The 24,914-nt window shown below is 63.1% G+C and carries 23 protein-coding genes; 16 read left to right on the forward strand and 7 right to left on the reverse strand.

Annotated features, from left to right (window positions below; genetic code table 11):
• Positions 1 to 183 precede the first annotated feature (183 nt).
• The 3 genes from ACP7D4_RS21160 (at position 184) to ACP7D4_RS21170 (ending at position 1,925) form a co-directional block, all read left to right on the forward strand.
• Positions 184 to 591 carry an SGNH/GDSL hydrolase family protein gene (locus ACP7D4_RS21160; RefSeq protein WP_426107429.1) on the forward strand — a complete coding sequence of 136 codons (408 nt, stop codon included), beginning with the start codon at positions 184 to 186 and terminating at the stop codon, positions 589 to 591.
• Positions 592 to 601: 10 nt separating this feature from the next.
• Positions 602 to 1,054 (forward strand): acyl-CoA thioesterase, encoded by a 453-nt coding sequence (locus ACP7D4_RS21165; RefSeq protein ID WP_426211171.1) that lies wholly within the window; start codon positions 602 to 604, stop codon positions 1,052 to 1,054.
• A gap of 187 nt (positions 1,055 to 1,241) precedes the next feature.
• Positions 1,242 to 1,925, forward strand: a complete 684-nt coding sequence (locus ACP7D4_RS21170) for a prolyl oligopeptidase family serine peptidase (protein ID WP_426107426.1) — start codon at positions 1,242 to 1,244, stop codon at positions 1,923 to 1,925.
• Positions 1,926 to 2,105: 180 nt separating this feature from the next.
• On the opposite strand, the gene lpdA is transcribed toward ACP7D4_RS21170, so the two are convergent.
• The 4 genes from lpdA to ACP7D4_RS21190 are packed head-to-tail and all read right to left on the reverse strand — an operon-like array spanning position 2,106 to position 7,092.
• Positions 2,106 to 3,503, reverse strand: coding sequence for a dihydrolipoyl dehydrogenase (gene lpdA, locus ACP7D4_RS21175; RefSeq protein WP_426211173.1), 1,398 nt, complete (start codon positions 3,501 to 3,503; stop codon positions 2,106 to 2,108).
• A gap of 3 nt (positions 3,504 to 3,506) precedes the next feature.
• Positions 3,507 to 4,820, reverse strand: a complete 1,314-nt coding sequence (locus ACP7D4_RS21180) for a dihydrolipoamide acetyltransferase family protein (protein WP_426211174.1) — start codon at positions 4,818 to 4,820, stop codon at positions 3,507 to 3,509.
• A 2-nt stretch (positions 4,821 to 4,822) separates the two neighbouring features.
• Complete coding sequence (locus ACP7D4_RS21185) at positions 4,823 to 5,857, reverse strand: alpha-ketoacid dehydrogenase subunit beta (RefSeq protein WP_426211176.1); 1,035 nt, start codon at positions 5,855 to 5,857, stop codon at positions 4,823 to 4,825.
• Positions 5,858 to 5,859: 2 nt separating this feature from the next.
• Positions 5,860 to 7,092, reverse strand: a complete 1,233-nt coding sequence (locus tag ACP7D4_RS21190) for a 3-methyl-2-oxobutanoate dehydrogenase (2-methylpropanoyl-transferring) subunit alpha (protein ID WP_426211178.1) — start codon at positions 7,090 to 7,092, stop codon at positions 5,860 to 5,862.
• A gap of 328 nt (positions 7,093 to 7,420) precedes the next feature.
• Between ACP7D4_RS21190 and ACP7D4_RS21195 the strand changes: the two genes are divergently transcribed.
• The 4 genes from ACP7D4_RS21195 (at position 7,421) to ACP7D4_RS21210 (ending at position 10,317) form a co-directional block, all read left to right on the forward strand.
• Positions 7,421 to 8,449, forward strand: coding sequence for an AI-2E family transporter (locus tag ACP7D4_RS21195; protein ID WP_426107418.1), 1,029 nt, complete (start codon positions 7,421 to 7,423; stop codon positions 8,447 to 8,449).
• Between the two features lie 78 nt (positions 8,450 to 8,527).
• Positions 8,528 to 8,857, forward strand: a complete 330-nt coding sequence (locus tag ACP7D4_RS21200; RefSeq protein ID WP_426107417.1) for a hypothetical protein — start codon at positions 8,528 to 8,530, stop codon at positions 8,855 to 8,857.
• Between the two features lie 27 nt (positions 8,858 to 8,884).
• Positions 8,885 to 9,379, forward strand: a complete 495-nt coding sequence (locus ACP7D4_RS21205; protein WP_426211180.1) for a hypothetical protein — start codon at positions 8,885 to 8,887, stop codon at positions 9,377 to 9,379.
• Positions 9,380 to 9,393: 14 nt separating this feature from the next.
• The gene (locus ACP7D4_RS21210) at positions 9,394 to 10,317 is read left to right on the forward strand and encodes a hypothetical protein (protein ID WP_426211182.1); all 924 of its coding nucleotides are present in this window, start codon (positions 9,394 to 9,396) and stop codon (positions 10,315 to 10,317) included.
• Between the two features lie 47 nt (positions 10,318 to 10,364).
• Here ACP7D4_RS21210 and ACP7D4_RS21215 read toward each other — a convergent pair whose 3' ends face one another.
• Positions 10,365 to 11,375, reverse strand: coding sequence for a DUF4349 domain-containing protein (locus ACP7D4_RS21215; RefSeq protein ID WP_426211184.1), 1,011 nt, complete (start codon positions 11,373 to 11,375; stop codon positions 10,365 to 10,367).
• Between the two features lie 146 nt (positions 11,376 to 11,521).
• Here ACP7D4_RS21215 and ACP7D4_RS21220 point away from each other — a divergent pair, with 146 nt between their 5' ends.
• On the forward strand, positions 11,522 to 11,929 hold the full coding sequence (locus ACP7D4_RS21220) for a GFA family protein (protein WP_426211185.1): 408 nt from the start codon (positions 11,522 to 11,524) through the stop codon (positions 11,927 to 11,929).
• An 88-nt stretch (positions 11,930 to 12,017) separates the two neighbouring features.
• Here ACP7D4_RS21220 and ACP7D4_RS21225 read toward each other — a convergent pair whose 3' ends face one another.
• Positions 12,018 to 13,664, reverse strand: a complete 1,647-nt coding sequence (locus ACP7D4_RS21225) for a DUF4394 domain-containing protein (RefSeq protein WP_426211187.1) — start codon at positions 13,662 to 13,664, stop codon at positions 12,018 to 12,020.
• Between the two features lie 121 nt (positions 13,665 to 13,785).
• Between ACP7D4_RS21225 and ACP7D4_RS21230 the strand changes: the two genes are divergently transcribed.
• The 4 genes from ACP7D4_RS21230 (at position 13,786) to ACP7D4_RS21245 (ending at position 17,454) form a co-directional block, all read left to right on the forward strand.
• On the forward strand, positions 13,786 to 14,148 hold the full coding sequence (locus ACP7D4_RS21230; protein WP_426211188.1) for a translation initiation factor Sui1: 363 nt from the start codon (positions 13,786 to 13,788) through the stop codon (positions 14,146 to 14,148).
• Positions 14,149 to 14,236: 88 nt separating this feature from the next.
• A complete protein-coding gene (locus tag ACP7D4_RS21235; protein ID WP_426107410.1) occupies positions 14,237 to 14,629 on the forward strand; it encodes a diacylglycerol kinase family protein in 393 nt (130 codons plus the stop codon).
• 24 nt (positions 14,630 to 14,653) lie between these two features.
• The gene (locus ACP7D4_RS21240) at positions 14,654 to 16,486 is read left to right on the forward strand and encodes a M2 family metallopeptidase (protein ID WP_426211190.1); all 1,833 of its coding nucleotides are present in this window, start codon (positions 14,654 to 14,656) and stop codon (positions 16,484 to 16,486) included.
• A 131-nt stretch (positions 16,487 to 16,617) separates the two neighbouring features.
• On the forward strand, positions 16,618 to 17,454 hold the full coding sequence (locus ACP7D4_RS21245) for a porin (protein ID WP_426211192.1): 837 nt from the start codon (positions 16,618 to 16,620) through the stop codon (positions 17,452 to 17,454).
• On the opposite strand, the gene ACP7D4_RS21250 is transcribed toward ACP7D4_RS21245, so the two are convergent.
• The gene (locus tag ACP7D4_RS21250) at positions 17,431 to 20,304 is read right to left on the reverse strand and encodes a bifunctional diguanylate cyclase/phosphodiesterase (RefSeq protein WP_426211194.1); all 2,874 of its coding nucleotides are present in this window, start codon (positions 20,302 to 20,304) and stop codon (positions 17,431 to 17,433) included. The two genes, ACP7D4_RS21245 and ACP7D4_RS21250, sit on opposite strands and share 24 nt — an antisense overlap.
• A gap of 197 nt (positions 20,305 to 20,501) precedes the next feature.
• Here ACP7D4_RS21250 and ACP7D4_RS21255 point away from each other — a divergent pair, with 197 nt between their 5' ends.
• Genes ACP7D4_RS21255 through ACP7D4_RS21270 form a run of 4 tightly spaced genes read left to right on the forward strand, consistent with a single transcriptional unit; the run spans position 20,502 to position 24,842 of the window.
• Complete coding sequence (locus ACP7D4_RS21255) at positions 20,502 to 21,236, forward strand: Crp/Fnr family transcriptional regulator (RefSeq protein ID WP_426211195.1); 735 nt, start codon at positions 20,502 to 20,504, stop codon at positions 21,234 to 21,236.
• Positions 21,236 to 23,500 (forward strand): PAS domain-containing hybrid sensor histidine kinase/response regulator, encoded by a 2,265-nt coding sequence (locus ACP7D4_RS21260; protein ID WP_426107403.1) that lies wholly within the window; start codon positions 21,236 to 21,238, stop codon positions 23,498 to 23,500. The genes ACP7D4_RS21255 and ACP7D4_RS21260 overlap by 1 nt, the downstream gene beginning before the upstream one ends.
• Positions 23,501 to 23,522: 22 nt before the next feature.
• Positions 23,523 to 24,359 (forward strand): response regulator, encoded by an 837-nt coding sequence (locus tag ACP7D4_RS21265; protein WP_426211197.1) that lies wholly within the window; start codon positions 23,523 to 23,525, stop codon positions 24,357 to 24,359.
• 60 nt (positions 24,360 to 24,419) lie between these two features.
• Positions 24,420 to 24,842 (forward strand): hypothetical protein, encoded by a 423-nt coding sequence (locus tag ACP7D4_RS21270; RefSeq protein ID WP_426107400.1) that lies wholly within the window; start codon positions 24,420 to 24,422, stop codon positions 24,840 to 24,842.
• The last annotated feature ends 72 nt before the right edge of the window (positions 24,843 to 24,914 follow it).

Consider the following 24,914-nt stretch of genomic DNA (forward strand, 5'->3'; position numbering starts at 1 on the left):
GCCAACGGAGGACACATCATCGACGGTAGAAAACGCGGGGCAGCGCCGGGCAGCTGCATGTGAAATAAGCGCAGCCTAAACTAAATACATTCTTGTCTTGACTCGTGGGTCCACTTTAAACTGCAGCATCTGCCGCCGGACGCTTCGCACCTGCTGCTGAGTGTAGGAGGCAATAATGCACTGATGTGCTTGCCACTTCTGGACACGCCCGTCACTTCCACGGCAGAGACACTGATCTTGCTGGCCAACATTGCGCGCGACTTTGAACTGGCATACCGCAAGGTGCTGCAGGCATGCCTTGCCCTCGCGCTGCCGCTGGTCGTCTGCACTATTTACAACGGCAATTTTCCCGACACGCACTACCAGCAGCGCGCCACGGTAGCATTGACGGTGTTTAACGACGTCATCTTGCGTGTTGCCGTCGAACACGGCCTGAAGGTCATCGACCTGCGCCTGGTCTGTACGTCTTCCGACGACTACGCCAATCCGATCGAGCCGTCCGTCACTGGCGGTGGCAAAATCGCCGGCGCCATTGTGCAGGCTATCACGGAGCCGAACCATGCTGCGCGTGGCGCCAATGTCGTTTCGTAAAGGGGCAAACTTGAACTGGGACTATCCGGATCCCTTCATTCATGCGCTGGCGCCGCGCGCGGAGGATATTGACGGGCTCAATCACGCCAACAACGCGGTGTACGTGCGCTGGTGCGAGCAAACCGGCTGGGCGCACTCCGAAGCACTGGGCCTGGGTATTGCCGACTATCGACGCCTGGACCGCGCCATGGCAATCCGGCGCGGCCTCTACGACTATCTGCTGCCCACCGTCGAAGGCGAACAGCTTACGCTGGCCACCTGGCTGATGGGTGGCGATGGCAAGCTGACGATGGAGCGCAGGTTCCAGCTGGTCAGAAACAGCGACCAGGCAACCGTGCTTCGCGGCCACTGGGACCTGGTCTGCATTGAAATGAGCAGCGGGCGCGCGCGCCGCATGCCGTCCGAATTTATCGCCGCTTACGTGAGTGCTAAAAATGCGCTGACGTCATGCGAAGTTATATAGCCAGCAAAAAAATTGGCCACAGCGTTTAGTCGGGCAGCTAGCCGGGGCGGGCGCTGATAGTGGCGCGTGCCTGTGGAGCTGGACTGGTGGCATCCTGACCCAGGCGTTTTTTCATGGGCAAAGCGGGCGGTGCTGGTAGTATGCTACATCGCAATCATTCCTAATGAACATGGACAGACGAACTGTAATGGCCGCACTCGCGCTCGCGATGGCACTTCCCGCCATGGCGAAAAGCCGCGCCACCAAACTGGTGTCCACCGTGACGTCGACACTTCCCTATCTGCGCTTTCTGCCTAAAGGGTACTCGGCCAAAGGGCCGGGCGTGCCGCTGATCCTGTTCTTGCACGGTTCGGGGGAACGCGGCACGGACCTGGAAAAGGTCAAGGCGTGGGGGCCGCCGGCAATTGCCGAGAAGGATGAAGACTTTCCGTTTATCGTTTTATCTCCCCAACTGGCCGAAGGCGAAGCCTGGCACGCGCTTGCGTTAAAGGGCTTGCTTGACCAGGTGCTCAGGAAGTACAACGTCGACCGCACGCGCGTGTATCTGACGGGCCTGAGCCTCGGTGGCTACGGAGCGTGGGACCTGGCCAGCCGTTACCCGGATTATTTTGCGGCGGTGGCGCCAATTTGCGGCGGCGGCATTGCGCGCGGGGTGGCAAGCATGCGCGCCATACCGACCTGGGTGTTTCACGGAAAAATGGATGATGCAGTGCCGGAAGAGGAATCGGCGCGCATGGTTGCCGCCTTGCAGGCTGCTGGAGGCGACGTGAGATACACCGTGTTGCCGGAAGGTGGTCACGTGGATGCATGGGTGCATGCCTACGGGAAGGCGGGGCTGTTCGAGTGGCTCTTGAAGCAGAGCCGAAAGTAGACTTACTTTGCGCCGTGAACGGGGTAGGGCGGAAAAACAAATGCGCATTCCGCCATGCCGGCGTCAACGGGGCGCATGCATGGCGCAATGCGCTGACGCTTTTGCGCCCTGCGAGCCTACTTCCACATCGCCCGCGCGAGGGCGATGTGGAAATTGCCAACTTGGCCGGTTCAAGCCACCTTAAATATGCAGCGCATGCCCCAGCGCGCGCAACGCCGCTTCCTGGATCGCTTCCCCCAAGGTCGGGTGCGCATGGATGGTGCTGCCGATGTCCTCCAGCCGCGCGCCCATTTCCAGCGACTGCGAAAACGCGGCCGAGAGTTCCGATACGCTCTTGCCCACAGCCTGCCAGCCGACAATCAAGTGATTGTCGCGCCGCGCCACCACGCGCACGAAACCATCTTTCGATTCGAGCGTCATGGAGCGGCCATTGGCCGAAAACGGAAACAGCGCATCGATGCAGTCCATGCCCGCCGCCTTGGCTTCCTGCGGCGTCAAGCCCACCACCACCAGCTCCGGATCGGTAAAGCACACCGCGGGAATCGCCGCCGGCATGAAGTGCCGCTTCTTGCCGGCGATGATCTCGGCTATCATCTCGCCTTGCGCCATGGCGCGGTGGGCCAGCATTGGCTCGCCCGTGACGTCGCCGATGGCCCACACGTCGCGCATCGAGGTGCGGCACTGGTCGTCCACCTTGATGAACTGGCCCGCCATGTCAAGCATCAAGCCTTCCAGGCCAAAGCCTTGCGTGCGCGGACGGCGCCCGACGGCCACCAGCACCTGGTCGGCCGCTAGTTCAAACTCGTCGCCATTGGCGCCGCGCACTCGCACGGCATCTTGGCCGGCATTCATGCCCAGCACCGAGCAGCCCAGGTGCAGCTCAACGCCCAGGCCCTTGAGCGAGGTCGCCACGGCCTTGGTCAGGTCGACGTCGTAGGCCGGCAGCACGCTGTCCTTCGCTTCAACCACGGACACGTGCGCACCCAGCTTGCGGTAGGCGATGCCGAGTTCCAGGCCGATGTAGCCGGCGCCAACGACCACCATTCGCTGTGGCGCAACGGTCGGCGAAAGCGCTTCGGTGGCGCTGATCACGCGACCACCAAACGGCATGAAAGGCAGCTCGGTCGTGTACGAACCGGTTGCCAGCAGCAGGTGCTGGCAGCCGATGCGCTGCACCGATTCACCGTCGCCCGTGATCTCGACCGTCTTGCCGTCGATGATGCGGGCGTGGCCCTTGATCACTTGCACGCCGCTTTTCTTGAGCAGGGATGCGACGCCGCCGGTCATGCGGGTAACGATGCCGTCTTTCCAGCGCGTGGTCTGCGCCAGATCGATGCTGGCCGACGGCACCGAGATGCCCAGCGCCGAGCCGTCCGCAAAATGCGTGGTCTTTTCAAATTCGTCTGCGGCGTGGATCAGCGCCTTGGACGGGATGCAGCCGACGTTCAGGCAGGTACCGCCCAGATTGCCGCTCTCGACCAGCGTGGTGGCGATGCCCAGTTGGCCGGCGCGGATGGCAGCGACATAGCCGCCAGGTCCGCCGCCGATAACGAGCAGGGTTGTTGTGTGTGCGTTCATGGATTACTCGACAAAAAGCATGGCTGGGCATTCCAGGAGCACGCGGATAGCCTGGATGAATTCGGCGGCGTGGATGCCGTCAACGACACGATGGTCGAACGACGACGACAGGTTCATCATCTTGCGTGCGACCATGGCGCCGCTGCGGATCATGGGCCGCTCGACGATCTTGTTCACGCCAATGATGGCCACTTCCGGGTGGTTGATGACCGGCGTGGTGACAATGCCGCCCAACGGCCCCAGGCTCGAAATGGTGATGGTCGAGCCGGACAGCTCCTCGCGCGTGGCCTTGCCGTCGCGGGCAGCTGCGGCCAGGCGCGCCACTTCAGATGCGCTCGACCACATGTCGCGCGCTTCGGCGTGGCGCATGACGGTGACCATCAGGCCGGCGTCGGTCTGGGTGGCCACACCCATGTGCACGGCGCCGAACTGGGTGACGACGCCAGCGTCATCGTCAAAGCGGGCGTTCATCTGCGGGAACTGGCGCAGCGCCAGCACCACGGCGCGCATTAACAGCGGCAGCACGGTCAGCTTGCCGCGCTCCTTGCCCCATTGCTCGTTCAGGCGCGCGCGCAGCGCTTCCAGTTCGGTGACGTCGATCTCTTCCACGTACGAAAAGTGCGGAATGCGGCGTTTGGAGTCGGCCATTTTCTGGGCGATCTTGCGGCGCAGGCCAATCAGCGGCACGTTTTGCTCGTCGTTGCGTTCTGCGTAGCGCGCACTGCGCTCGCCGCCCGATGCTGCGCCACGCGCGGCAAAGGCATCGAGGTCTTCCTGCATGATGCGTCCGGCCGGGCCGCTGCCCGCCACGAACTGCAGTTCGATGCCCAGGTCCCACGCGCGGCGGCGCACCGCCGGCGAAGCGATCGGCTTTTCGCCGGCGTCGCGCGCCGGGCCGCTGCGCGCAGCCACCGTTGCCTTGGCTGGCGCTGCTGGGGTCACAGCCGATGGCACGGCCACCGGCGCCGGTGAAGCTGCAACCGTGGTCGGCGCCGGCATGCTCGGCGTGACCATCACGGGCGCGGTAGCCACCGCAGGCACTGTTGCTGGCGCGCCAGCCTTGAGGTTGCCCGCGCCTTCCACTTCAATGTGAATCAGGTCCGAATGGACCGCCATTACCTGGCCGGCCACGCCGCCCAGCGACAGCACCTTGCCGTGCACCGGCGACGGAATTTCAATGGTCGCCTTTTCGGTCATGACGTCGGCCAGGATCATGTCCTCGGTCACGCTGTCGCCCACCTTTACGTACCACATGACCAATTCGACTTCTGCAATACCTTCACCGATGTCTGGCATCTTGATGACATGAACACCCATTTTTATGCCTCCACCGTACGTTTGAATGCCGCAGCGACGCGGTCCGGGCCTGGGAAATAGGCCCATTCCTGCGCGTGCGGATAAGGAGTGTCCCAGCCGGTCACGCGCTCGATGGGCGCTTCCAGGTGGTAGAAGCAGTGTTCCTGCACCAGCGAGACCAGTTCGGCGCCAAAGCCGCAGGTACGGGTCGCCTCGTGCACCACCACGCAGCGGCCGGTCTTCTTGACCGACTTGACGATGGTTTCCAGGTCCAGCGGCCAGATGCTGCGCAGGTCGATGATTTCGGCGTCGATGCCGCTTTCGCGCGCCGCCGCTTCGCACACCCAGACCATGGTGCCGTAGGCCAGCACCGTCAACTGTTCGCCCGGGCGGAACACGGTCGCCACGTCCAGCGGCACCGTGTAATAGCCTTCCGGGACTTCGCCCATCGGGTTTTGCGACCATGGCACCACAGGCTTGTCGTGGTGGCCGTCGAACGGGCCGTTGTACAGCCGCTTGGGTTCCAGGAAGATGACCGGATCGTCGCATTCAATGGCCGAAATGAGCAGGCCCTTGGCGTCGTACGGGTTCGATGGCATCACCGTGCGCAGGCCGCACACGTGGCCGAACACCGCTTCCGGGCTCTGGCTGTGGGTCTGGCCGCCGTAGATGCCGCCGCCGCAGGGCGTGCGGATCGTGAGCGGCGCGGTAAAGTCGCCGGCCGAGCGGTAGCGCAGGCGCGCCGCTTCCGACACGATCTGGTCGTAGGCCGGGTAGATATAATCGGCGAACTGGATCTCGATGCACGGGCGCAGGCCGTAGGCGGCCATGCCGATGCCCACGCCCACGATGCCGCCTTCGGAAATCGGCGTGTCGAACACGCGCGACTTGCCGTACTTTTTCTGCAGGCCTTCGGTGCAGCGGAACACGCCGCCGAAGTAGCCCACGTCCTGCCCGAAGACGACGACGTCGTCGTTTTGTTCGAGCATCACATCCATGGCCGAACGCAGCGCCTGGATCATGGTCATTGGTGTTGTCTTGCCTTGGTCAGTTGCCATTGTCAGATTCCCAGCTGTTGGCGCTGCGCGCGCAGGTGTTCAGGCATGTCCTTGTAGATCCCTTCGAACATTTCGGCCGGGCTGAAAACGCTGCCGCTGGCCATGCTGCCGAACTTTTCCGCTTCCTTTTGCGCGGCCAATACTTCGGCTTCAAGCGCTTTCTGGGTCTCTTCGTGCTCCTGTTCCGACCAGGCGCCGGCGCCGATCAGATACTGCTTCAGGCGCGCGATCGGGTCGCCCAGCGGGAAGTGCGCGGGGTCGTCGTTGGGACGGTACTTGGACGGGTCGTCCGAGGTCGAGTGCGGGCCGGCGCGGTAGGTCACCCATTCGATCAGAGTTGGCCCCAGGTTGCGGCGGGCGCGCTGGGCGGCCCAGCACGAAGCGGAATACACGGCTAAAAAGTCGTTGCCATCTACCCGCAGCGAAGCGATGCCGCAGCCCACGCCGCGCGCGGCAAACGTGGTGTCTTCGCCACCGGCGATCGCCTGGAAGGTCGAGATGGCCCACTGGTTGTTGACCACGTTGAGGATCACCGGCGCCCGGTACACGTGGGCGAAGGTGAGGGCGGTGTCGAAGTCCGCTTCGGCGGTGGCGCCATCGCCAATCCAGGCCGAGGCGATTTTGGTGTCACCCTTGATGGCCGACGCCATGGCCCAGCCGACCGCCTGGATGTACTGCGTGGCCAGGTTGCCGGAGATGGAGAAAAAGCCCGCCTTTTTGACCGAATACATGACCGGCAACTGGCGGCCCTTGAGCGGGTCGCCTTCGTTCGACATCAGCTGGCAGATCATGTCGACCATCGGATAGTCGCGCACCATCAGGATGCTTTGCTGGCGGTAGGTGGGAAAGCACATGTCGTCCAGGCGCAGCGCGAGCGCCTGGGCCGCGCCGATGGCTTCTTCGCCAAGGCTCTGCATGTAGAACGACATTTTTTTCTGGCGCTGGGCCAGCAGCATGCGGGCGTCGAAAATGCGGGTCTTCATCATGGCGCGCAAACCGGTGCGCACCACTTCAATGTCGATTTCGGGCACCCAGGGGCCGACGGCCTGGCCTTGTTCGTCGAGTACGCGCACCAGCGAATAGGCCATGTCGCGCGTATCCATTGGCAGCACATCGACTTCGGGCCTGCGCACGCTGCCCGCCGGGGACAGGCGCAGATAAGAAAAATCGGTGGCGCATCCTGGACGGCCGGTGGGTTCCGGTACGTGCAGGCGTAGTGGTTCGTCCTTGCTCATTCGCTTCCTTCTTGCGCGTGGGTGACGCGTCTGTGACGGTGGCTAAGATGGCGCACGGCGGGTAGCCGCTGCCAAACTGATATTGCATGAGGTTGTTTTTCAGGCAGCGCAGCGTACCATATTTATGGTCGCTGGGAAATCGCTACACGCCTTCCCGTGGTCCCCCGGGAACACTGGAAAGTCGTACGATAAAAGCGTATCCTTCTGTTTTCTGGAAGTAACGCTCCAGAAATAGCATGTTTTTCCTTTGTATCTTAGTCGTTACACTTCGGTTCAGCCAGTCCACAGTTCGCCTGGACGAACCCGTTTCACATCCGGAGTACACCCTATGGCAAGCCGCCCGACCCTCGCCGTCGAGACACTCGATGCCAGCAGCATCGCGTCTTATATTTTCGCTGTATTGTTCTTGCTCATGGTACTGCTCGATGGCTTGCTGGGCGCCTTGTTCGCCGGCTTGCTGATGTTTAGCCTGATCCGGCTGATGGCGCCGTTTTTGGGCCGCAAGATCAGCGACGTGCGGGCGCGCATGATCGTCGCGGCGGCGATCGGCCTGATCCTGATCACGGGCATCTCGATGGCGGTGTGGGGGCTGACGGTGCTGCTCAAGACCGACGCCACCAGCATGAGCCACCTGTTCCAGAAAATGGCCGACATCATCGACGCCTCGCGCGGCCAGATGCCGGTGTGGTTGAGCGCGCACATGCCGGTCGACGCCGATTCGGTGCGCAACATGATCACCAGCTGGCTGCGCGAGCACGCATCCGACGCCCAGGCGATGGGCGCGGCGGCGGGCAAGACGCTCACCCGCATCCTGATCGGCATGATCATCGGCGTCATGGTGTCGCTGCATGACACGCTCACGCCGCAATATCACCGCCCGTTTGCCGCCGCGCTGCTGGAGCGGGTGCAGATTCTGGCCGACGCGTTTCGCAACATCGTCTTTGCCCAGGTGTGGATTTCCGGGATCAACACCATCCTGAGCGGGGTTTTCATCCTGGTGGTGCTGCCGATGGCGGACGTGTCGCTGCCGTTTTCCAAGTCGCTCATTGCGCTCACCTTCGTGGCCGGGCTGTTGCCGGTGGTGGGCAACCTGGTATCGAACACGGTGCTGGTGGTGGTGGCGCTGTCGCATTCGCTCGAGACGGCGCTTGCCTGCCTGGCGTTCATGGTCGTGCTGCACAAGCTGGAGTACTTTTTGAACGCGCGCATTATCGGCTCCAAGATCAATGCCAGGTCGTGGGAGCTGCTCATTGCGATGCTGGTGGGCGAGTCGCTGTTCGGGATGACGGGGGTGATTGCGGCGCCCGTGTTTTATGCGTATGCGAAAAAGGAGCTGACGGCGCGCGGCCTGATTTGAGGTAAGGGCATGGGATGCCCTATCGGAATTCTTGCCGTCAATACATAATGCAGGACGCAAACATCGTAGGCAGTCCCAATGAATTTTGTGCAAGAGCTGGTAACAGCATTACATGTCACCGTGATCGTGGCGCAGCAACGCCGGTTTTGGGTGGCACGCGCGCGCTCATTGTTCAGCTGGCCCGTGCTGGCCGCGCTGGCGGTTCCGGCGTCCCTGATGACCATCGCGCTCACCGCGATGGTGCCGTGGCAAGGCGCCAGAGCCGTCGTCGCGGTCTTCGCCATGGTGCTGTGCGCGGCAATCATGTTGCGCGCCTGGTGCCCGCTGCTTGCACGCTTTGCGATGGGCGTTCTGGGCATCAGGCTCCCGGAGCTGCCGCTGCCTTCGCTCCGGCGCTTTTCCGCCTAGTGCGCGCTGACGGCGCTTGTCCTCGCCGTGATCAATAAAGTACCAGTGTTGCTGCCGGATTGGACCCTGTGGATTGTGGTTCCGCTCGCGGCACTGGTCTTCAGCGCGTTCCTGGTGGGCTGCATGTTGTGCGTGCATGCCGACCCCGGCCGCTACAGGAAAGTGCTGAGGATAACCGTTGTTCGGCGGACCCTGGTCTGGATTCCGGTGAGCCTGGTGCCGTTTTTCTTGTTCGCCTTCGGCCTCCGGCTGCTAAGGTCGCAGGCTTGGTGGGATGGCGTCGCCAGGTCAGGGGCGGGCGGCTTGATCAGTTCTGCGCTGGGCTGGACGTTGTTGCTGGCGCTAACGATCCTCATCCTGGTGCTGTGGGCCGCCTTGTCGCTCCAAACACTGCGCTCGCTGCAGAGCGGCCAGGCTGGAAATGCGCCGTTACCCCGCCTGCCTGTTGTGCCTGCAACGCACGCGCAGCGCGGCCGGCGCAAGGCCATTACAGCGCCTGCAAGGGCGACCTCGCGTTCCTGAAAAAGCTGACAGGCATGGACTTGCGGCCAACGTCGGAAACCCTGAGCATGGCCTTGAACTGCGCGGTAGCACGCTCTGACGCTGCGACGGCGACGTACTTGCTCGATAACGGCGCGAGCACGTTTCCCGCTTTTGGCTTCGCCGTCGTAGCCCGGAATATGGCGATGGTGCGGCTGCTTGCGGCGCGCGGCGCGGCGGCCGACCGCTACGAGGGCTACAGCAAGGAGCTCGGCATGGCGGCAACGAATCGCGATTTGCCGTTGATGAAAATCCTGATCGACGGCGGCGCCGTGCAGGACGGATATTCCGATGCCGGACAGGTTGCCATCTACGAATACCTGACGGCCGCGGCGCCTGCCGACGATAGTGTTGCTGCCTGGGAAAAGGTGGTGCCCGATGGGGGCGCGTCCGGGCTGCAACTCAAGAGCCGGTACAAGAAAGCCGATGGCGTGCTGCATTTCGCCGCCAGCAAGGGGTATCTCGGACTGATCGAAGTCTTGCTCGCGCATGGAATGGACCCGCATGCGCCTGGCAAAGACGGTGTGCTGCCCTACATGACGCTGGCGAACTGGTATCCGGGCGGCGCCGAGCCGGGCCCTGCATTCGAGCGTGCATTGCTGGCCTTGTCCAGCGGCGTTGACATCAATGCGCCGGTGACCATGAGCACCCGCAACGCCTCCGGCAAGACGATCCGGCAGCAGGAGAACTGGACCATTGCGCGCCCTGCGGCAATGCATCGGCGCGTGTGGGCGGTGTTTGGCGAGCGGATCGATTACGCCACCGTCGGGCTGTGGCCATTGATCACGCGCGCAGAAGTTTCGGCGCTGCTGGCAGACCTGAGCGACGCCCAGCTGGCCGCCGCACCACCGCTTGCCCCCCATTTACGCGCGCATGGCTGGGAAGACCTGGCGCAGCAGGCAGAGCGGCGCCAGCGTTGACTGTTTGCTTCGGGCTTGCTGCGGCTCGTGCGCGAGGCGGGCGCGGCTCAGGCGGCCCGTTTCAAGCGGCGCGATCTTCGCACGCGCATCACCGCGACTGTCGCAAACGCGCCAATCAGCAGCACCGGCCAGATCCCCACCAGCACCAGTACGAAACTGAGCAAGCCTTCCCAGCCCCCTTTCAATTTTTCACCCAGCTGGCTAAAAAAGCCCGGCCCCGCCTTGCGAAATGCCGCATCGATGTCCGCGCGCTCGCTCTGCACAAGCTTGGACTGCTGGTACATCGACAGCTCGATGGTGCTGAACGCCACCTGGTCTTCGAACTCCTTCTTCTCGAGCAGGGCGGCGTCGCGCGCGCCCTTGACTTCACCGCGCGCGGTGATCGCGTCCGCCTTCTGCCCCAGCTTGCCGCCATCCTGGATGGCTTGCCCCAGTTCTCCCTGCGTTTCCTGGTTGCGAATCGCGTCGAGCTGGCGGCGCAGCAGGTCGAACTGGGCGTCGTGCGCGCTGAAGCTGCGCTGGTCGAGGAACACGATGTGCCCCACGATCGCGCGCAGAAATTCCTGCGTCCTGGCGCTCGGCACGCGCACCACCAACTGCCCCTGCACCTTGTATTCGTTCAGTTCAAGCAGCTTGCCGTCGCCGATCGGGCGGCTCTCTTTTCTGATGCTTTCCGTGGTGATGTGATTCAGCACCACAAAGCCGCCATGCGCGGCGACGGTGTCCTCGATCCCCAGCGCGGCGACGTACACGTCCTTGACGTTAAATTGCGCGCTCGCCTTGCGAATGAACTTGCGCTCGCCATCGACGTACGTGGCCGCGCTCGAACCCATTTGCTGGGTCTGGCTCGCCGTGGTCACCTCTTTGTCGGCGCCGGCGTCGGCGGCGGCCGCCCTGGCCGACGGCTTGGCTACCGGCGCCGGTGCTGTCCTGGTGGCGGAAATTTCCTCTGCCAGCCGCGCAGTCGCCGCGCCCGGCTCCTCCTTCTTGGCGCACGCCCCGATGGCGACGATCAGCGTGAGGCAGCCGGCAGTGCGGGCCAGCGTTTTCAGGTCCATCATATTATTCCTTGGTAAGTGGGGCGAATGTTGTGCCGGTATTCATTAAACGGGACGCGCCCGCCAGCGGGGTTAAACCTTACAATATAAAATCAGCAACATCCAGACAATGTTGAAATTTACTAATCATCTTAAGGAGCGATGGCATGATCAAGCAGGTCGGTCCCACCACGATCCATGAGAAGCACCTCGCGTCGTGCCATTGCGGGGCAGTCGTGCTCCGGTTGCACCTGCCCGACGGCGTCGTCAATCCACGCCGCTGCGACTGTTCGATCTGCCGCAGGAAGGGCGCCATCGTGGCATCGGTGCCCCTGTCGTCAATCGAGATCGTGCAGGGCCACGACCAGCTCACGCTGTATGAATTTAATACCAACACCGCCAAGCACTACTTTTGCTCCGTGTGCGGCATCTACACCCACCATCAACGCCGCTCCAACCCGGACGAGTACGGCTACAACGTCGGTTGCCTGGAAGGCGTCAACCCTTTCGATATCAAGGGTGTCCCCACCAATGACGGTGTGAATCATCCTGCCGATCAGGCAAGGCGGACCTGATGCGCATGAGGGAATGTCACAAGCAGGTTTAGCAGAAAAAGTAAACGCCAAAAGCCCCGCGCACGGGGCTTTTTTTGCGCCGGCAGGCTTACTTGAGCGAGACGGCGATGTCGAGCACGTTCATGGTGCCGGCGCCGATGACCGACAGCGCCGCATTGGCCGCGCCGTTGACCGGCAGCGCCGCGCCGCTGGCGAGGTCCACGCGGTACAGGCGGCTCGGGCCGGCCCCGGCGGTGCGCAGCGATGCCAGCACCAGGCCGTTGGCGCCACCGGCGATATCCATGCCGCCGTCGCCGGCCAGGTCCAGGCCGAGCGCGCCGATATTGGTCAGCGTGCCGTCGTTGGGCGGGTTTTGCAGGGCCAGGCTGTCGCTGTCGCTGTCGAGCACCATCAGCATGGTGGCGCCGGTCCCGGCAAAGCTGTTGGTGTAGGCGCCGGCCGTCACCACGGGCGTGGCGCCGCTACGGTTGATGCTGCCGTCGGTGGTGGCAGCGCCCGTGTCGACGTTGATGCGCAGACTCTGGCCGGCATTGCTGATCACGCGCAGGCGGTCGGCCACGGGATTGAAGTCGACGGCAAAGTCCGACCCCGCCAGCATGGCATACGGCAGCGTCAGGTCGGCCGCGTCGGCGGCCAGCGCCACCTTGAAGCTGGCCACGCCCGTGACCGGGTCGATGGTGTGGATGCGCCCGGTGGACGAGATGGCGTACATCAAGCCATCTTTTGGACGGATGTCGATGCCCAGCAGTTTTTCGCCGCTTGCCAGACCGGTGATGGCGACATCGGTGTCCAGCGTCGATGGCGTGAGCGGCTTGAAGCCGATCAGGCGCGCGCCGTCGGTCAGGCCGTAGACCACGGGCGATTTGGGCGTGCGCAGGGCAAAGCCCTTGATGTCCTCGGTCACGCCGAGCGCGCTGACCAGCGTGGCCGCGGCGGCGCTGGCAGCCAGATTGACCGCGTACAAATTGCGCGCGCCGCCCACCGTCATGACGGCGTAGCCCTGGTTGTTGCGCGCGTCGATATCAAAGCCGCCGATGATCGAGGCGCTCACGCCCAGCGACACCGGCGTGGTGAGGGTGCCGTTGTTCGGCGGGTTTTGCGTGTACAGCGTGCCATTGCGCGCGTCAATGACGAATAGCGTGGTGTTGGCCGTGCCGGCAAAGGCGTTGGTGTAGGCTGCGGCATTGATGGCCGTGCCGGCAGCGCCGCCGTTGATGGCGCCGTCGGTGGTGGTGGCGCCGGTGTCGACGTTGATGCGCAGGCTTTGGCCCAAGCTGCCGATCACGCGCAGGCGGTCCGCGGCAGGATTGAAGTCGACGCCAAATTCGGTGCCCTCCAGGCTGGCGAAGGGCGCGCTGGTGTCGGCCGCGTCGGCTGCCATGGTCGACTTGACCGTGGCCGCGCCGGTGGCCGGGTTGAGCGTGTAGATGCGGCCCGTGCTGCCCACGCCGTACAGGTTGCCGTCAGCGGGGCGGAAATCGATGCCGAGCAAGACTTCACCGGCTTGCAGGCCAGTGATGGCAACATTGGTGCGCAGCGTGGCGGGCGCGTCGAGATTGAACGAGGCCAGCTTGCCCGACGCGCTCAAGACCACGGCGTCGCCGACGTCGAGCACTGGCGGGGCAGGGGGCACCGGCGTGGCGGGTGCCTGGTAGTCGTCGCTGCCGCCACAGGCGGACAAAGTCAGCGTAATGGCTGCAGCGAGCAACAATTTTGGTAAAGGGGGAGTGTGCATTTTTCAGGCCTCTTGGTTGTCGATGTAAAGATCCCCTTTGCCGGGAGCGCTACCGTTCATACGCAGCAAAGCGCACATTGGATGCGATAAAAATGACTTTTTTGAATAAACTACGGCCATGATGAAAAACAGTTCAAGCGGTACGCTGGTGTATTCCACGGAAGTGGGGCGGATATGCCCGATCTGCGCCAAAGGCGTCTCCCAATGCGCTTGCGGCGCCAACAGCAAAGGCTCCATCGCCGGCGACGGGGTGGTGCGCGTGTCGCGCCAGACCAAGGGGCGGGGCGGCAAGGCGGTAACCCGGGTCTTGGGGCTCGCGCTCGATGCCGCCGCGCTGGCAGCGCTGGGCAAACAATTGCGCACTGCCTGCGGCGCCGGCGGTACCGTCAAGGATGGGGCCATCGAAGTGCAGGGCGACCATTGCGAAGCGGTCATGGCCGCGCTCAAGAAGCACGGCTACAACCCGCGGCAGTCCGGCGGCTGACAGTGCGAATTGCTTTCCGGCACATTCAGTCGGCGATCACGTAAAATGGTTTTTTAGATTGTTTTTCCGTGAACAAAGGCTTGCTGCCATGAACGACGTAAAAAGTGCCGTGACGCCCCAGCGCCTGACGCTGGCGGCGCGCCTGAAAAGCTTCGGCTATGCGCTGCAGGGCATCGCCTTCATGCTCAAGACGCAGCACAACGCCTGGCTGCACGGCGTGGCCACCATCGGCGTGATCGCGCTGGCGCTGTATTGCGGCGTGAGCGCGAGCGACTGGCGCTGGCTGATCGTGGCCATGGGCATGGTGTGGGTTGGCGAAACCATCAATACGGCCGTCGAATACGTGTGCGACGTGGTCTCGCCTGATTATAATCACGCCGTCAAACACGCCAAGGACATTGCCGCCGGCGGCGTACTGATTGCCGCCATCGCCGCGCTGGTCATCGGCATCCTGACCTTTTTGCCGTATTTTTCACGCTAAAACCACCCGCCGGAGAGACGCCACATGAAGCGCCTGACAACACACATCACCACCGTGGCGGCCTTGCTCGCCAGCCTGGCCGGCGCCGGCGCGGCGCATGGCGCCATCGCGGCCAAGCGCATGGCGCCGCCAACCGTTGCCGAAGCTGAGAAATTCGTGGCCGAGGCCGAAGCCTTGCTCACCAAGCTCGATCTCGACAGCGCGCGCAACGGCTGGGTGTACAACACCTTCATTACCGACGACACCGAGGCGTCGGTGGCCCAGGCCGACGAGCAGCGCCTGTCGGCCGCCGGCGAACTGGCCTTGAAAGCGCGCCGCTTCAATGCGCTCAAGCTGCCGCAGGCAACCGCGCGCAAGCTCAAGCTGCTGCAGTTGTCGCTAATGCTGTCGGACGCCGGCGAGCGCGCCAGCTACACGCGCCTGGCCGCCGGCATGAGCGGCGCCTACGGCAAAGGTAAATACTGTCCCAAGCTGGCCGACGGATCGACGCTCCCGTGCATGGCGCTGGGCGAACTGGAAAAAGTGCTGGCCGAAAACCGCGACCCGGCGCGCCTGAAGGAAGTCTGGCTCGGCTGGCATGCGGTGTCGCCAGCCTACAAGCAGCACTACGCCGACTACGTGGCGCTGTCGAACAAGGGCGCGCGCGAGATGGGTTTTGCCGACACGGGCGCCTTGTGGCGCTCCGGCTACGATATGCCCCCTGAAGCTTTTGCCGCCGAGATGGAACGGCTGTGGCAACAGGTCAAGCCGCTGTATGTTGCGCTGCACACCTACACGCGCCACAAGTTGCGCCAGACCTATGGCCCGGCGGTGGTGCCGGCCGACGGCCCGGTGCCGGCCCATTTGTTTGGCAATATGTGGAGCCAGAGCTGGGACAATCTGTATCCGATCCTGAAACCGGCCAGCAACAAGGACGACGATGACCTGGGCCGCGCGCTGGTCGCCAACAAGACCGGCCCGGTCGAGATGACGCGCTACGCCGAGCGTTTTTACACGTCGCTGGGCATGGAAGCGCTGCCGCCCACGTTCTGGTCGCGCTCGCTGCTGACCAAGCCGCAGGACCGCGAAGTGGTGTGCCACGCGTCAGCCTGGGACATGGACGGCAAGGGCGACGTGCGCATCAAGATGTGCATTACCCCGACGGACGAGGATTTCAAGACCATCCACCATGAGCTTGGCCATACGTATTACCAGCTCGCTTACCGCAAGCAGTCCGAACTGTTCAGGAACGGCGCCAACGACGGCTTCCATGAAGCCATCGGCGACACCGTGGCGCTGTCGATCACGCCCGATTACCTGAAACAAATCGGTTTGCGTACTGACGCGCCGGCCGGCAGCGACGACGTGCCCTTGCTGCTCGAACGCGCGCTGGGCAAGGTGGCATTCCTGCCGTTCGCCTACCTGGTCGATAAATGGCGCTGGGACGTGTATTCGGGCAAGACCAAGCCGGCCGACTACGACACCGCGTGGTGGGCGCTGCGCGAGCAATACCAGGGCGTGGCGCGCCCGGCGCCGCTGGCGGCCGGCGGCTTTGACGCGGGCGCCAAGTATCACGTGGCGGCCGATACGCCGTATGCGCGCTATTTCCTGGCCACCATGCTGCAGTTCCAGTTCCACCGCGCGCTGTGCCGCGAGGCCGGCTACGTGGGGCCGCTGAGCCGCTGCTCGGTGTACGGCAACAAAAAGGCGGGCGCCAAGCTGCAGGCCATGCTGGCCATGGGCGCCAGCAAACCGTGGCAGGAAGCGCTACAGGCGATCAGCGGCGAGGACAACATTGACGGCGGGGCGCTGATCGAGTATTTCGCACCATTGAAAGTGTGGCTGGATGAACAGAACAAGTTAATGTCCAGCAAATAATAGACCCGCTGCATGGCGGCAGGCGCATCACCCTTGATATAAATGCATGACTGTGTGGGGTAACGGACAGATCAGGTGTACATATGGGAGCGATACTGATCCCGGCGAAATCCTTTATGCCGGAGTCTGTAATGAAATCATCTTGTTTGCTCGTTCTTGCCGTGGGCGCCTGCGCTGCCAGCTTTCAGGCCCAGGCCCAGGCCCAGGCCCAGGCCCAGGCCCAGGCCCAGAACAGCCGGGTGTTCCGGGCCAGCGTCCCCATGTACGGCAGCAAGCGCGCCGTTGCCATTATCGATGTCAGCGATTTGACCGATGCAGGCACGCCGGACACCGAAACGCGGGTTTTTGGCTACCCTGGCAAGCGCATGGGCCTGGCCGATGCGCCGGCCGCGCGTCCGCTCGACAATATCGACCGCAGCGACCGCAACAACCGCGCCTGGGGTATTTCGGTCGGCCTGCGCGGCGGCCCGGTCACCTTTCGGATTGCCCACCAAAACAAGAATGTCGCCCGCGCCGTCCCGACGATGCCTTTGGGTAACCGCATGGATGCCAAGAATTCCATCATCGCCGCCCATGTCGACCTGGGGCCGATGAAAGCCTACACCGCCTATAGCGCCAGCCGCGGGCGGGGCACGTCACCATTGTGGAACCCGGACAATCCCTACGGCGCGGCGCTCTCGTCCACGTCCTCGACCGACAGCCGCGATGTGCTGGTCGGCCTGGCCATGCCGGTCAGCCGCCAGACCACCTTGCTCACCTCGTTTAGCCGAAAAGACGACCGCGACCTCGCCAACCGCGATGCCGACCAGTTCGCTTTTGGCGCCACCTACGCGCAATCGCGCCGCACCGACTTTTACGCCGCTTACACGCACACCCAGATGCGCCATGGCGGCAGCGAGATGGCGGGCGACCTGGTCGCCGTGGGCGGCTCGTCGGCCTTGAACCTAGGCATGCGCCACGCTTTTTGATACCGGCGCGGCAACGCACAGGCCGCCTGCGGCCAACGCGGCGAACTCGGTGGCGGGCACCGGCCGGCTGAACAGGAAACCTTGCACCTGGTCGCAGCCATGTTCGCGCAGAAACTCCAACTGCTCGTTCGTCTCCACGCCCTCGGCAATGACTTTCAAGCGCAAGCCATGCGCCAGCGAAATGATGGCGTGCACAATGGCGGCGTCATCTTCTTTTAACGCAATGTCGCTCACGAACGACTGGTCGATCTTGAGTACGTCGATGGGAAAGCGGCGCAGGTACGACAGGCTCGAGTAGCCGGTGCCAAAATCGTCGATTGCAATTTGCACGCCAAGCTGCTTGAGGTCGCGCAGGATGGTGATGGCATGGTCGACGTCGCTCATGACCATGCTTTCCGTCACTTCCAGCTCCAGGTGGCGCGCGTCCAGTCCGCATTCCTCCAGGATGGCGGCAATCGACTGCACCAAGCCTTTTTGCGTAAACTGGCGCGGCGACAGATTGACCGCCACGCGCAGTTGGCCCAGGCCGGCCAGCTGCCAGGCCCTGGTTTGCACGCACGCCGCGCGCAGCACCCAAGCGCCAATCGGCATGATCAAGCCCATTTCCTCGGCCAGTGCAATAAAGCGCGACGGCGCGATCGTGCCGTGCTGCGGATGGTTCCAGCGCAGCAGTACTTCCATGCCGACGATATTGCCGCTGATGAGGTCGAGCTGGGGCTGGTAATGCAGCACAAGTTGGCCGCGCTCGAGCGCGTGGCGCAGGTCGGCTTCGATTTCGAGGCGTTCGCGGGTGCGCTCGCTCATGGCCGGCGCATAGAACTGCCACGTGTTGCGGCCCATTTCCTTGGCCCGGTACATGGCGATGTCGGCGTGCTTGGTCAGCGTTTCAGCGGTGCCGCCGTCGCTCGGGTAGGCGGCAATACCGATGCTGCAGGTGAGAAAAAATTCATGCGACTGGATCAAGAGCGGCTCGGCCACTGCATCCATGATGTTCTGGATCACTTGCATGCCGGCGTCGCGGCCCGTGCCTTCGGGCAGCACCAGCACGAATTCATCGCCGCCCATGCGCGCTACGGTGTCGGCCTCGCGCACGGCCAGCTTGAGCCTTTCGGCCAGCGTCTTGAGCAAGATGTCGCCCGCTTCATGGCCCAGCGTATCGTTGATAAACTTGAAGCGGTCGAGGTCGACGAACACCACCCACAGTTCGGTGCCGCCGTGGCGCGCGTTGGAAATGGCGCGTTCGAGCCGTTCGTTGAGCAGGTTGCGGTTGGCCAGGCCGGTGAGGGCGTCGTGGCGGGCCTGGAATTCAAGCTCGGCTTCATAGCGCATCACCGCCGAAATATCGTACTGGGCCACCACGAAGTTGATGATCTCGCCCTCGTCGGTGCGCACCGGCGTGATGTACAGGTCGTTCCAGTAGCCGGTGCCGTCCTTGCGGTAATTGCGCAGCACCGCGTGGCCTTCGCGCTGTTCGCGCAGCGCGGCGCTGATTTCCTCGATGTTCTGGTGATCCTGGCTGGCGCCGGCCATCGTGCGCAAGCTCTTGCCGATCACGTCGGCGGCGCTAAAGCCGGTAATCGATTCAAAGGCCGGATTGACGTATTCGATGGCGTAGTCGGGCGCCACCGCGCTGCAAATGATGATGGCGTTGGACGAGACCTCGATCACCTTTTCGCGCAGGCGCAGCGACTTTTCGGTGCGCATGCGCAGCGCCAGGTCTTCGGCCAGGCGCAGATTGTCGTCGCGCAGCGTTCTGGTGCGTTCCGTGGTCACCCGTTCGATGACCGACTTGCGCGACACCACGCTGTAGACGGCGCCCGCAGCGAGCAGGCTCGACAAAATGCCGCCCAGCAGCGCGTACAGCGAGCCGCCGGGCGTGGCCGTGAACGGCGCCGGGGCTTGCGCCACTTGCATGAACCAGGGCGTGCCGGCAACGGTGAAGCTGGCGCTTTTCGGCGTGGCATGGTCGTACAGCAACCAGGCGGGAATCAGGCTGTCGGCGGGCAAGGGCCGCGCCGCCTGGCCATCGCGAAAGGCCAGTTGCGACTGCTGGGCCGATGCGGCGGCGTAAATATTGACCGCCATGCCAGGCGTGCCTCGCAGGCCGGCGCGGTTGAGCAGGGTGGCGATCAGGTGGTCGACCCGGAACACGGCGGCCGTTTCGCCCACCACCGCGCGCTGGCGCAGCGCTTCGGTGTCGATCGGGGCGCCACGCAGGTAGACCGGGGCGAGCACCAGGAAACCCGTGTGAAAACCTTTGACCTGGACCAGCGTGAGCAGGCTGGTCGCGGCTGACTGCCCGCTCGTGCGCGAGCGCAGGCGCGCGGCGGCGTGTTCCGGCGTGCGTGAGGTGTCCAAGCCGAGGGCCAGTTCGTTGCCTTCGACTGGCTGGATATATTCGACGACGTTATAATTGTCGCGCTGCGCAGCCGGGCGTTGCGTGCCACCCACAAATTCTGAAATAGTGAAGTTGGGAAAGCGCCGGCGCATCTGCGCTTCATAGCGCTTGCGCTCGCTGTCCATGATCACGTGCTGGTAGCTGAGCGCTTGAATTTCAGGGTAGCGCGCCAGTAAGGGCGCAGTAAAAGAGGCGAATTGTTCAGCGGTGACGTTGCCGAAGGTCCGGAACAAACCGTTGACGACCATCACTTGTTGCACCGCGTCGGACAGGCCGGAAGACACTGCACTGATGCGCAGCGACGCTTCCTGTTCGAAGCGGGCCGTGCGGACCTGCGTCTCGGCGCGCCTGACGGAGGCGAACAGGAGCGCAGTCAACGACAAACCGACGCACAGCGTCAAGGCCGCCGAGACGGAGACCGACAGGCGCACCCGCCGAAACAGATTTTGCATGTGACCCCTCAAATGGCGGCTGGCGCTGGAGCACGGCGCTGGCTATTTTTCAATATAAAACATCTATATTGAGGATGTATGTTCGGTTCCGCACATACGAATACTACCCTTATGAAATACATTCTGGTATGAAATTATGCGCCTGCTACACTTTAACAATACTCACAAGATGCCACTGGAAGCAGGGGTAGCCTCACATGTCCAGTAAGAACGATCCTAACCAGAATCACCTGCTCGCGGCCTTGCTCGACGTGCAATCCGACCGCATTTTGCCGCACCTGGAACTGGTGCCGATGAAGCTGGGCGACGTCCTGTATGAATCCGGCGGCAAGCTGCAGCATTTCTATTTTCCGACGACGTCGATCGTGTCGATGCACTATTTGCTGGAAAACGGCGGCTCGTCCGAAATTGCCGGCGTCGGCAATGAAGGCATCCTGGGGGTGTCGTTGTTCATGGGCGGCAACACGACACCCAGCCGCGCTATTGTTCAGACGGGCGGCTTCGGCTACCGCTTGCCGATCGCGGTCCTGATGGAAGAATTCAACCGCGCCGGCCCCGTCATGCGCTTGCTGCTGCGCTACACCCAGGCGCTGCTGACCCAAATGGCCCAGACCGCCGTGTGCAACCGCCACCATTCGGTCGAGCAGCAGCTGTGCCGCTGGCTGCTGCTCACGCTCGACCGCTTGCCCAGCAATGACTTGACCATGACCCAGGAATTGATCGCCAACATGCTCGGCGTGCGGCGCGAGGGCGTGACCGAAGCGGCCGGACGCCTGCAAGGCTATGGCTACATCAGTTACCGGCGCGGCCACATCACCGTGCTCGACCGTAAAGGTTTGGAGGCCGACGTGTGCGAATGCTACGCCGTTGTAAAAAAGGAATTCGTGCGCCTGCTGTCGGACGTGCGCCACCGCCAGGAGAGCGCGGGCTAATGGTCACCATGCTCAAGACCGCATCGGTCGAACGGCTCATCCTGGTCGGCTTTGCCGCCACGCTGGCGGTGCTGCTCTTGGTGAGCGGCATTGCGCTGAGCTATGCGGTCGAGTCCCCGGGCGCCGTCAATCTGATCAAGATTAGCGTGATCTTGCTGCTCATTTTCCTGGCGCTGCTGTTCGTGCGGGTGCAAGGCGCGATCAGTGCCCGCAACGCGCGCGAGCGCGCCTTGCACGAGGGACCGATGCTCAAGGCTGGCGCCTTGCAAGATGCCATTTTCAACAGCGCCAATTTTTCCAGCATTGCCACCGATGCGCAGGGCGTGATCCAGATTTTCAATGTGGGCGCCGAACGCATGCTCGGCTACAAGGCGGCCGAAGTGGTCGACCAGCTCACGCCGGCCAAGATTTCTGACCGCCAGGAAATGAACGCGCGCGCCGCCGCGCTCTCGCGCGAACTGAACGAGACCATCGCGCCCGGCTTCGAGTCGCTCGTCTACAAGGCGCTGCGCGGCATGGAAGACATTTACGAGACCACCTATATCCGCAAGGATGGCTCGCGCATTCCGGCCCTGGTGTCGGTCACGGCGCTGCGCGACGCGGTGGGCAAGGTCATCGGTTACCTGCTCATCAGCACCGACAATACGTCGCGCAAGCAGGCCGAGGCGGAGCAAGCCTTGCTCGACCAGCGCTTGCGCGACCAGCACTTTTACACCCGTTCGCTGATCGAATCGAATATCGATGCGCTGATCGCGACCGATCCGCGCGGCATCATCAGCGACGTCAATTCGCAAATGGAATTGCTGACCGGCTGCACCCGCGATGAATTGATCGGCGCGCCGTTCAAAAATTATTTTACGGAGCCGGAGCGGGCGGAAGAAACGGTGGCGCGCGTGCTGCGCGAAGGCAAGGTCAAAAATGAAGAGCTGACCGCGATCTCGCGTGACGGCAAGCAAACCGTGGTGTCGTACAACGCCACCACTTTCTACGACCGCGACCGCAAGCTGCGCGGCGTGTTTGCCGCCGCGCGCGACGTGACGGAACATAAACTGTTCGAGCTGGCGCTGCAGGAATCGAACGCCGAACTGATCACGGCGCGCAAGGCGGCCGAAAAGGCGAACCGCGCCAAGTCCGAATTTTTGTCCTCGATGAGCCACGAGCTGCGCACGCCTCTTAATGCCGTACTCGGTTTTGCGCAGCTGATGTCGTCGGAAGTGCCGCCGCCCCCGCCGCACCAGCAGCGCTCGATCGACCAGATCCTCAAGGGCGGCTGGTATTTGCTGCGCTTGATTAACGAAATCCTCGACCTGGCCATGATTGAATCGGGCAAGGTCACGATGTCGCAGGAATCGATGTCGCTGCCCGACGTGCTGGCCGACTGCCAGGGCATGATTGAACCGCAGGCGGAAAAGCGCGGCATCAGCCTCGAGTTTCCCACCTTCGACAAGCTGTATTACGTGCATGCCGACCGTACCCGCGTCAAGCAGGTGATGATCAACCTGCTGTCGAACGCCATCAAGTACAACTCGACGGGCGGCTCGGTCGTGGTCAAGTGCGTGGTATCGGGCAAGGACCGGATCCGCATCAGCGTGCGCGACACCGGCATTGGCTTGGCGCCCGAGCAAGTAGCGCACCTGTTCCAGCCGTTTAACCGGCTCGGCCAGGAAAACAAGCTGGAAGAGGGCACCGGCATCGGCCTGGTGGTGACCAAGCAATTGGTCGAACTGATGGGCGGCATCATCGGCGTGGAAAGCAGCGTGGGCGTCGGTTCCGAGTTCTGGGTTGAATTTGCCGCCTCCGACCCGCCCGAACTCATGCTCGACAATATGAGCGACAACGCGTTGGAACGGCGCGGCGGGCAACGGGCCGGCACCGCTCAGCCGACGCTGCTGTACGTGGAAGACAACCCCGCCAATCTGGCGCTGGTGGAAGAATTGATCGGCCGCCGCGGCGACCTGCGCCTGTTGACCGCCGTCACCGGGGCGCTGGGCCTGGAGCTGGCGCGCGCCTACCTGCCCGACGTGATCCTGATGGACATCAATCTGCCCGGCATCAGCGGCTACGAAGCGTTGCGCAGCCTGCTGGAAGACCCCGCCACGCGCAACATCCCAGTGCTGGCGCTGTCGGCCAACGCCATGCCGCGCGATATAGAAAAAGGCTTGGAGGCGGGTTTCTTCCGCTATCTGACCAAACCAATCCGGGTGCGCGAATTCATGGAAGCGCTTGATGTCGCACTCGAGCATGCAGCCGAACACAGCCTGTAATGAAGTTCCATCGAAAGATTTTATGTTAGAAGCCTCCGAAATCCTGAACGCCAGCATCCTGATCGTGGACGACCAGGAAGCCAATGTCATGCTGCTCGAACAGATGCTGCGCAATGGCGGATATACCAATATCACCACCACGCAGACGCCCACCGATGTCTATCCCCTGCACAAGGGACATCGCTACGACCTGATCCTGCTCGACTTGCAGATGCCGGTCATGGACGGTTTTGAGGTGATGGAGGCGATCAAGGATATCGAGCCGGGTGGCTATCTGCCGGTGCTGGTCATCACGGCCCAGCCCGGGCACAAGTTGCAGGCGCTCAAGGCCGGCGCCAAGGATTTCGTCAGCAAGCCGTTTGACCTGGTGGAAGTGCAAACGCGCATTCACAACATGCTCGAAGTGCGCCTGCTGTACCGGCGACTGGCGAACTACAATCGCCAGCTCGAGCAAACTGTTGCCGAGCGCACCGCCGAACTGAAGGAAAGCGAAGCACGCTTTCAGCGCTTTACCGAATTGTCGTCCGACTGGTACTGGGAACAAGATGCCGAAGGCAATATGACGCGCTTTTCGGGTCCGGTGGCCGAGATGCTGGGCATCGGCTCGAGTGAAGGGGCCGACGGCGGCTGGAACGCGGATGAACGCGCGCGACTCGACGCGAACATCGCCAGCCGCGCCCCGTTCCTCGACTTTGTGTACACGCGCACGCGCACCAATGGCCAGATCCAGTATTTGCAGGTGAGCGGCGAGCCGATGTTCGATTCGTCCAGCCGCTTTACGGGGTATCGGGGGGTCGGCATGGACATTACCGAGCGCATGCAGTGGCGCCCGCGGGAGGCCGTGCGCCGCGACGAATGAAAATTCGGTAGCCTGTCGGAACTGACTGAGTATCTTTCAACCCACGTTGCGGAGGCCATAATGACAGGCAACAGCACACTCGATCCCGATAACTTTCCGGATCCACCAGACCGTAGGCTGGGCATCGGGCACGGCACGGGGGCGCTCGGCCCGAGCGACTCGTCCGACAGCGGCAGCGACATGATGGGCGCGCGCGGCCTGGCGGGGGAGGAAGACATCCTTGACCTTGGCAGCGGCACCACGTCCGACCTGGAAGCGGGCAGCGCCGGCGGCACCGCCGGGCCCGATGTGGGCGACGCCGACCTGGACAGCGACAGCGATTCCGGCGGCACCGGTGAGCGGGCCGCCGCAGGGCGCGACAGCGTGGTCAGGGATGGGGCCGATATCGATGTCGATCATATCGAGACGATTCCCGACGCGCTGCTCGATGATGACGACCTGGCATTCCTGCACAGCAGGGTGCCGGGCGAGAAACCGCAGTAGACCAGTCGCTACGGGCCGCTTGGCGTTTGTCCAGGATGCGCCCTGTGCATCGCACCGATGTGTAGGGCCGGT

Origin of the sequence: Massilia sp. TWP1-3-3, assembly GCF_049897805.1 — a bacterium.
Classification (GTDB): Bacteria; Pseudomonadota; Gammaproteobacteria; order Burkholderiales; family Burkholderiaceae_D; genus Telluria_A.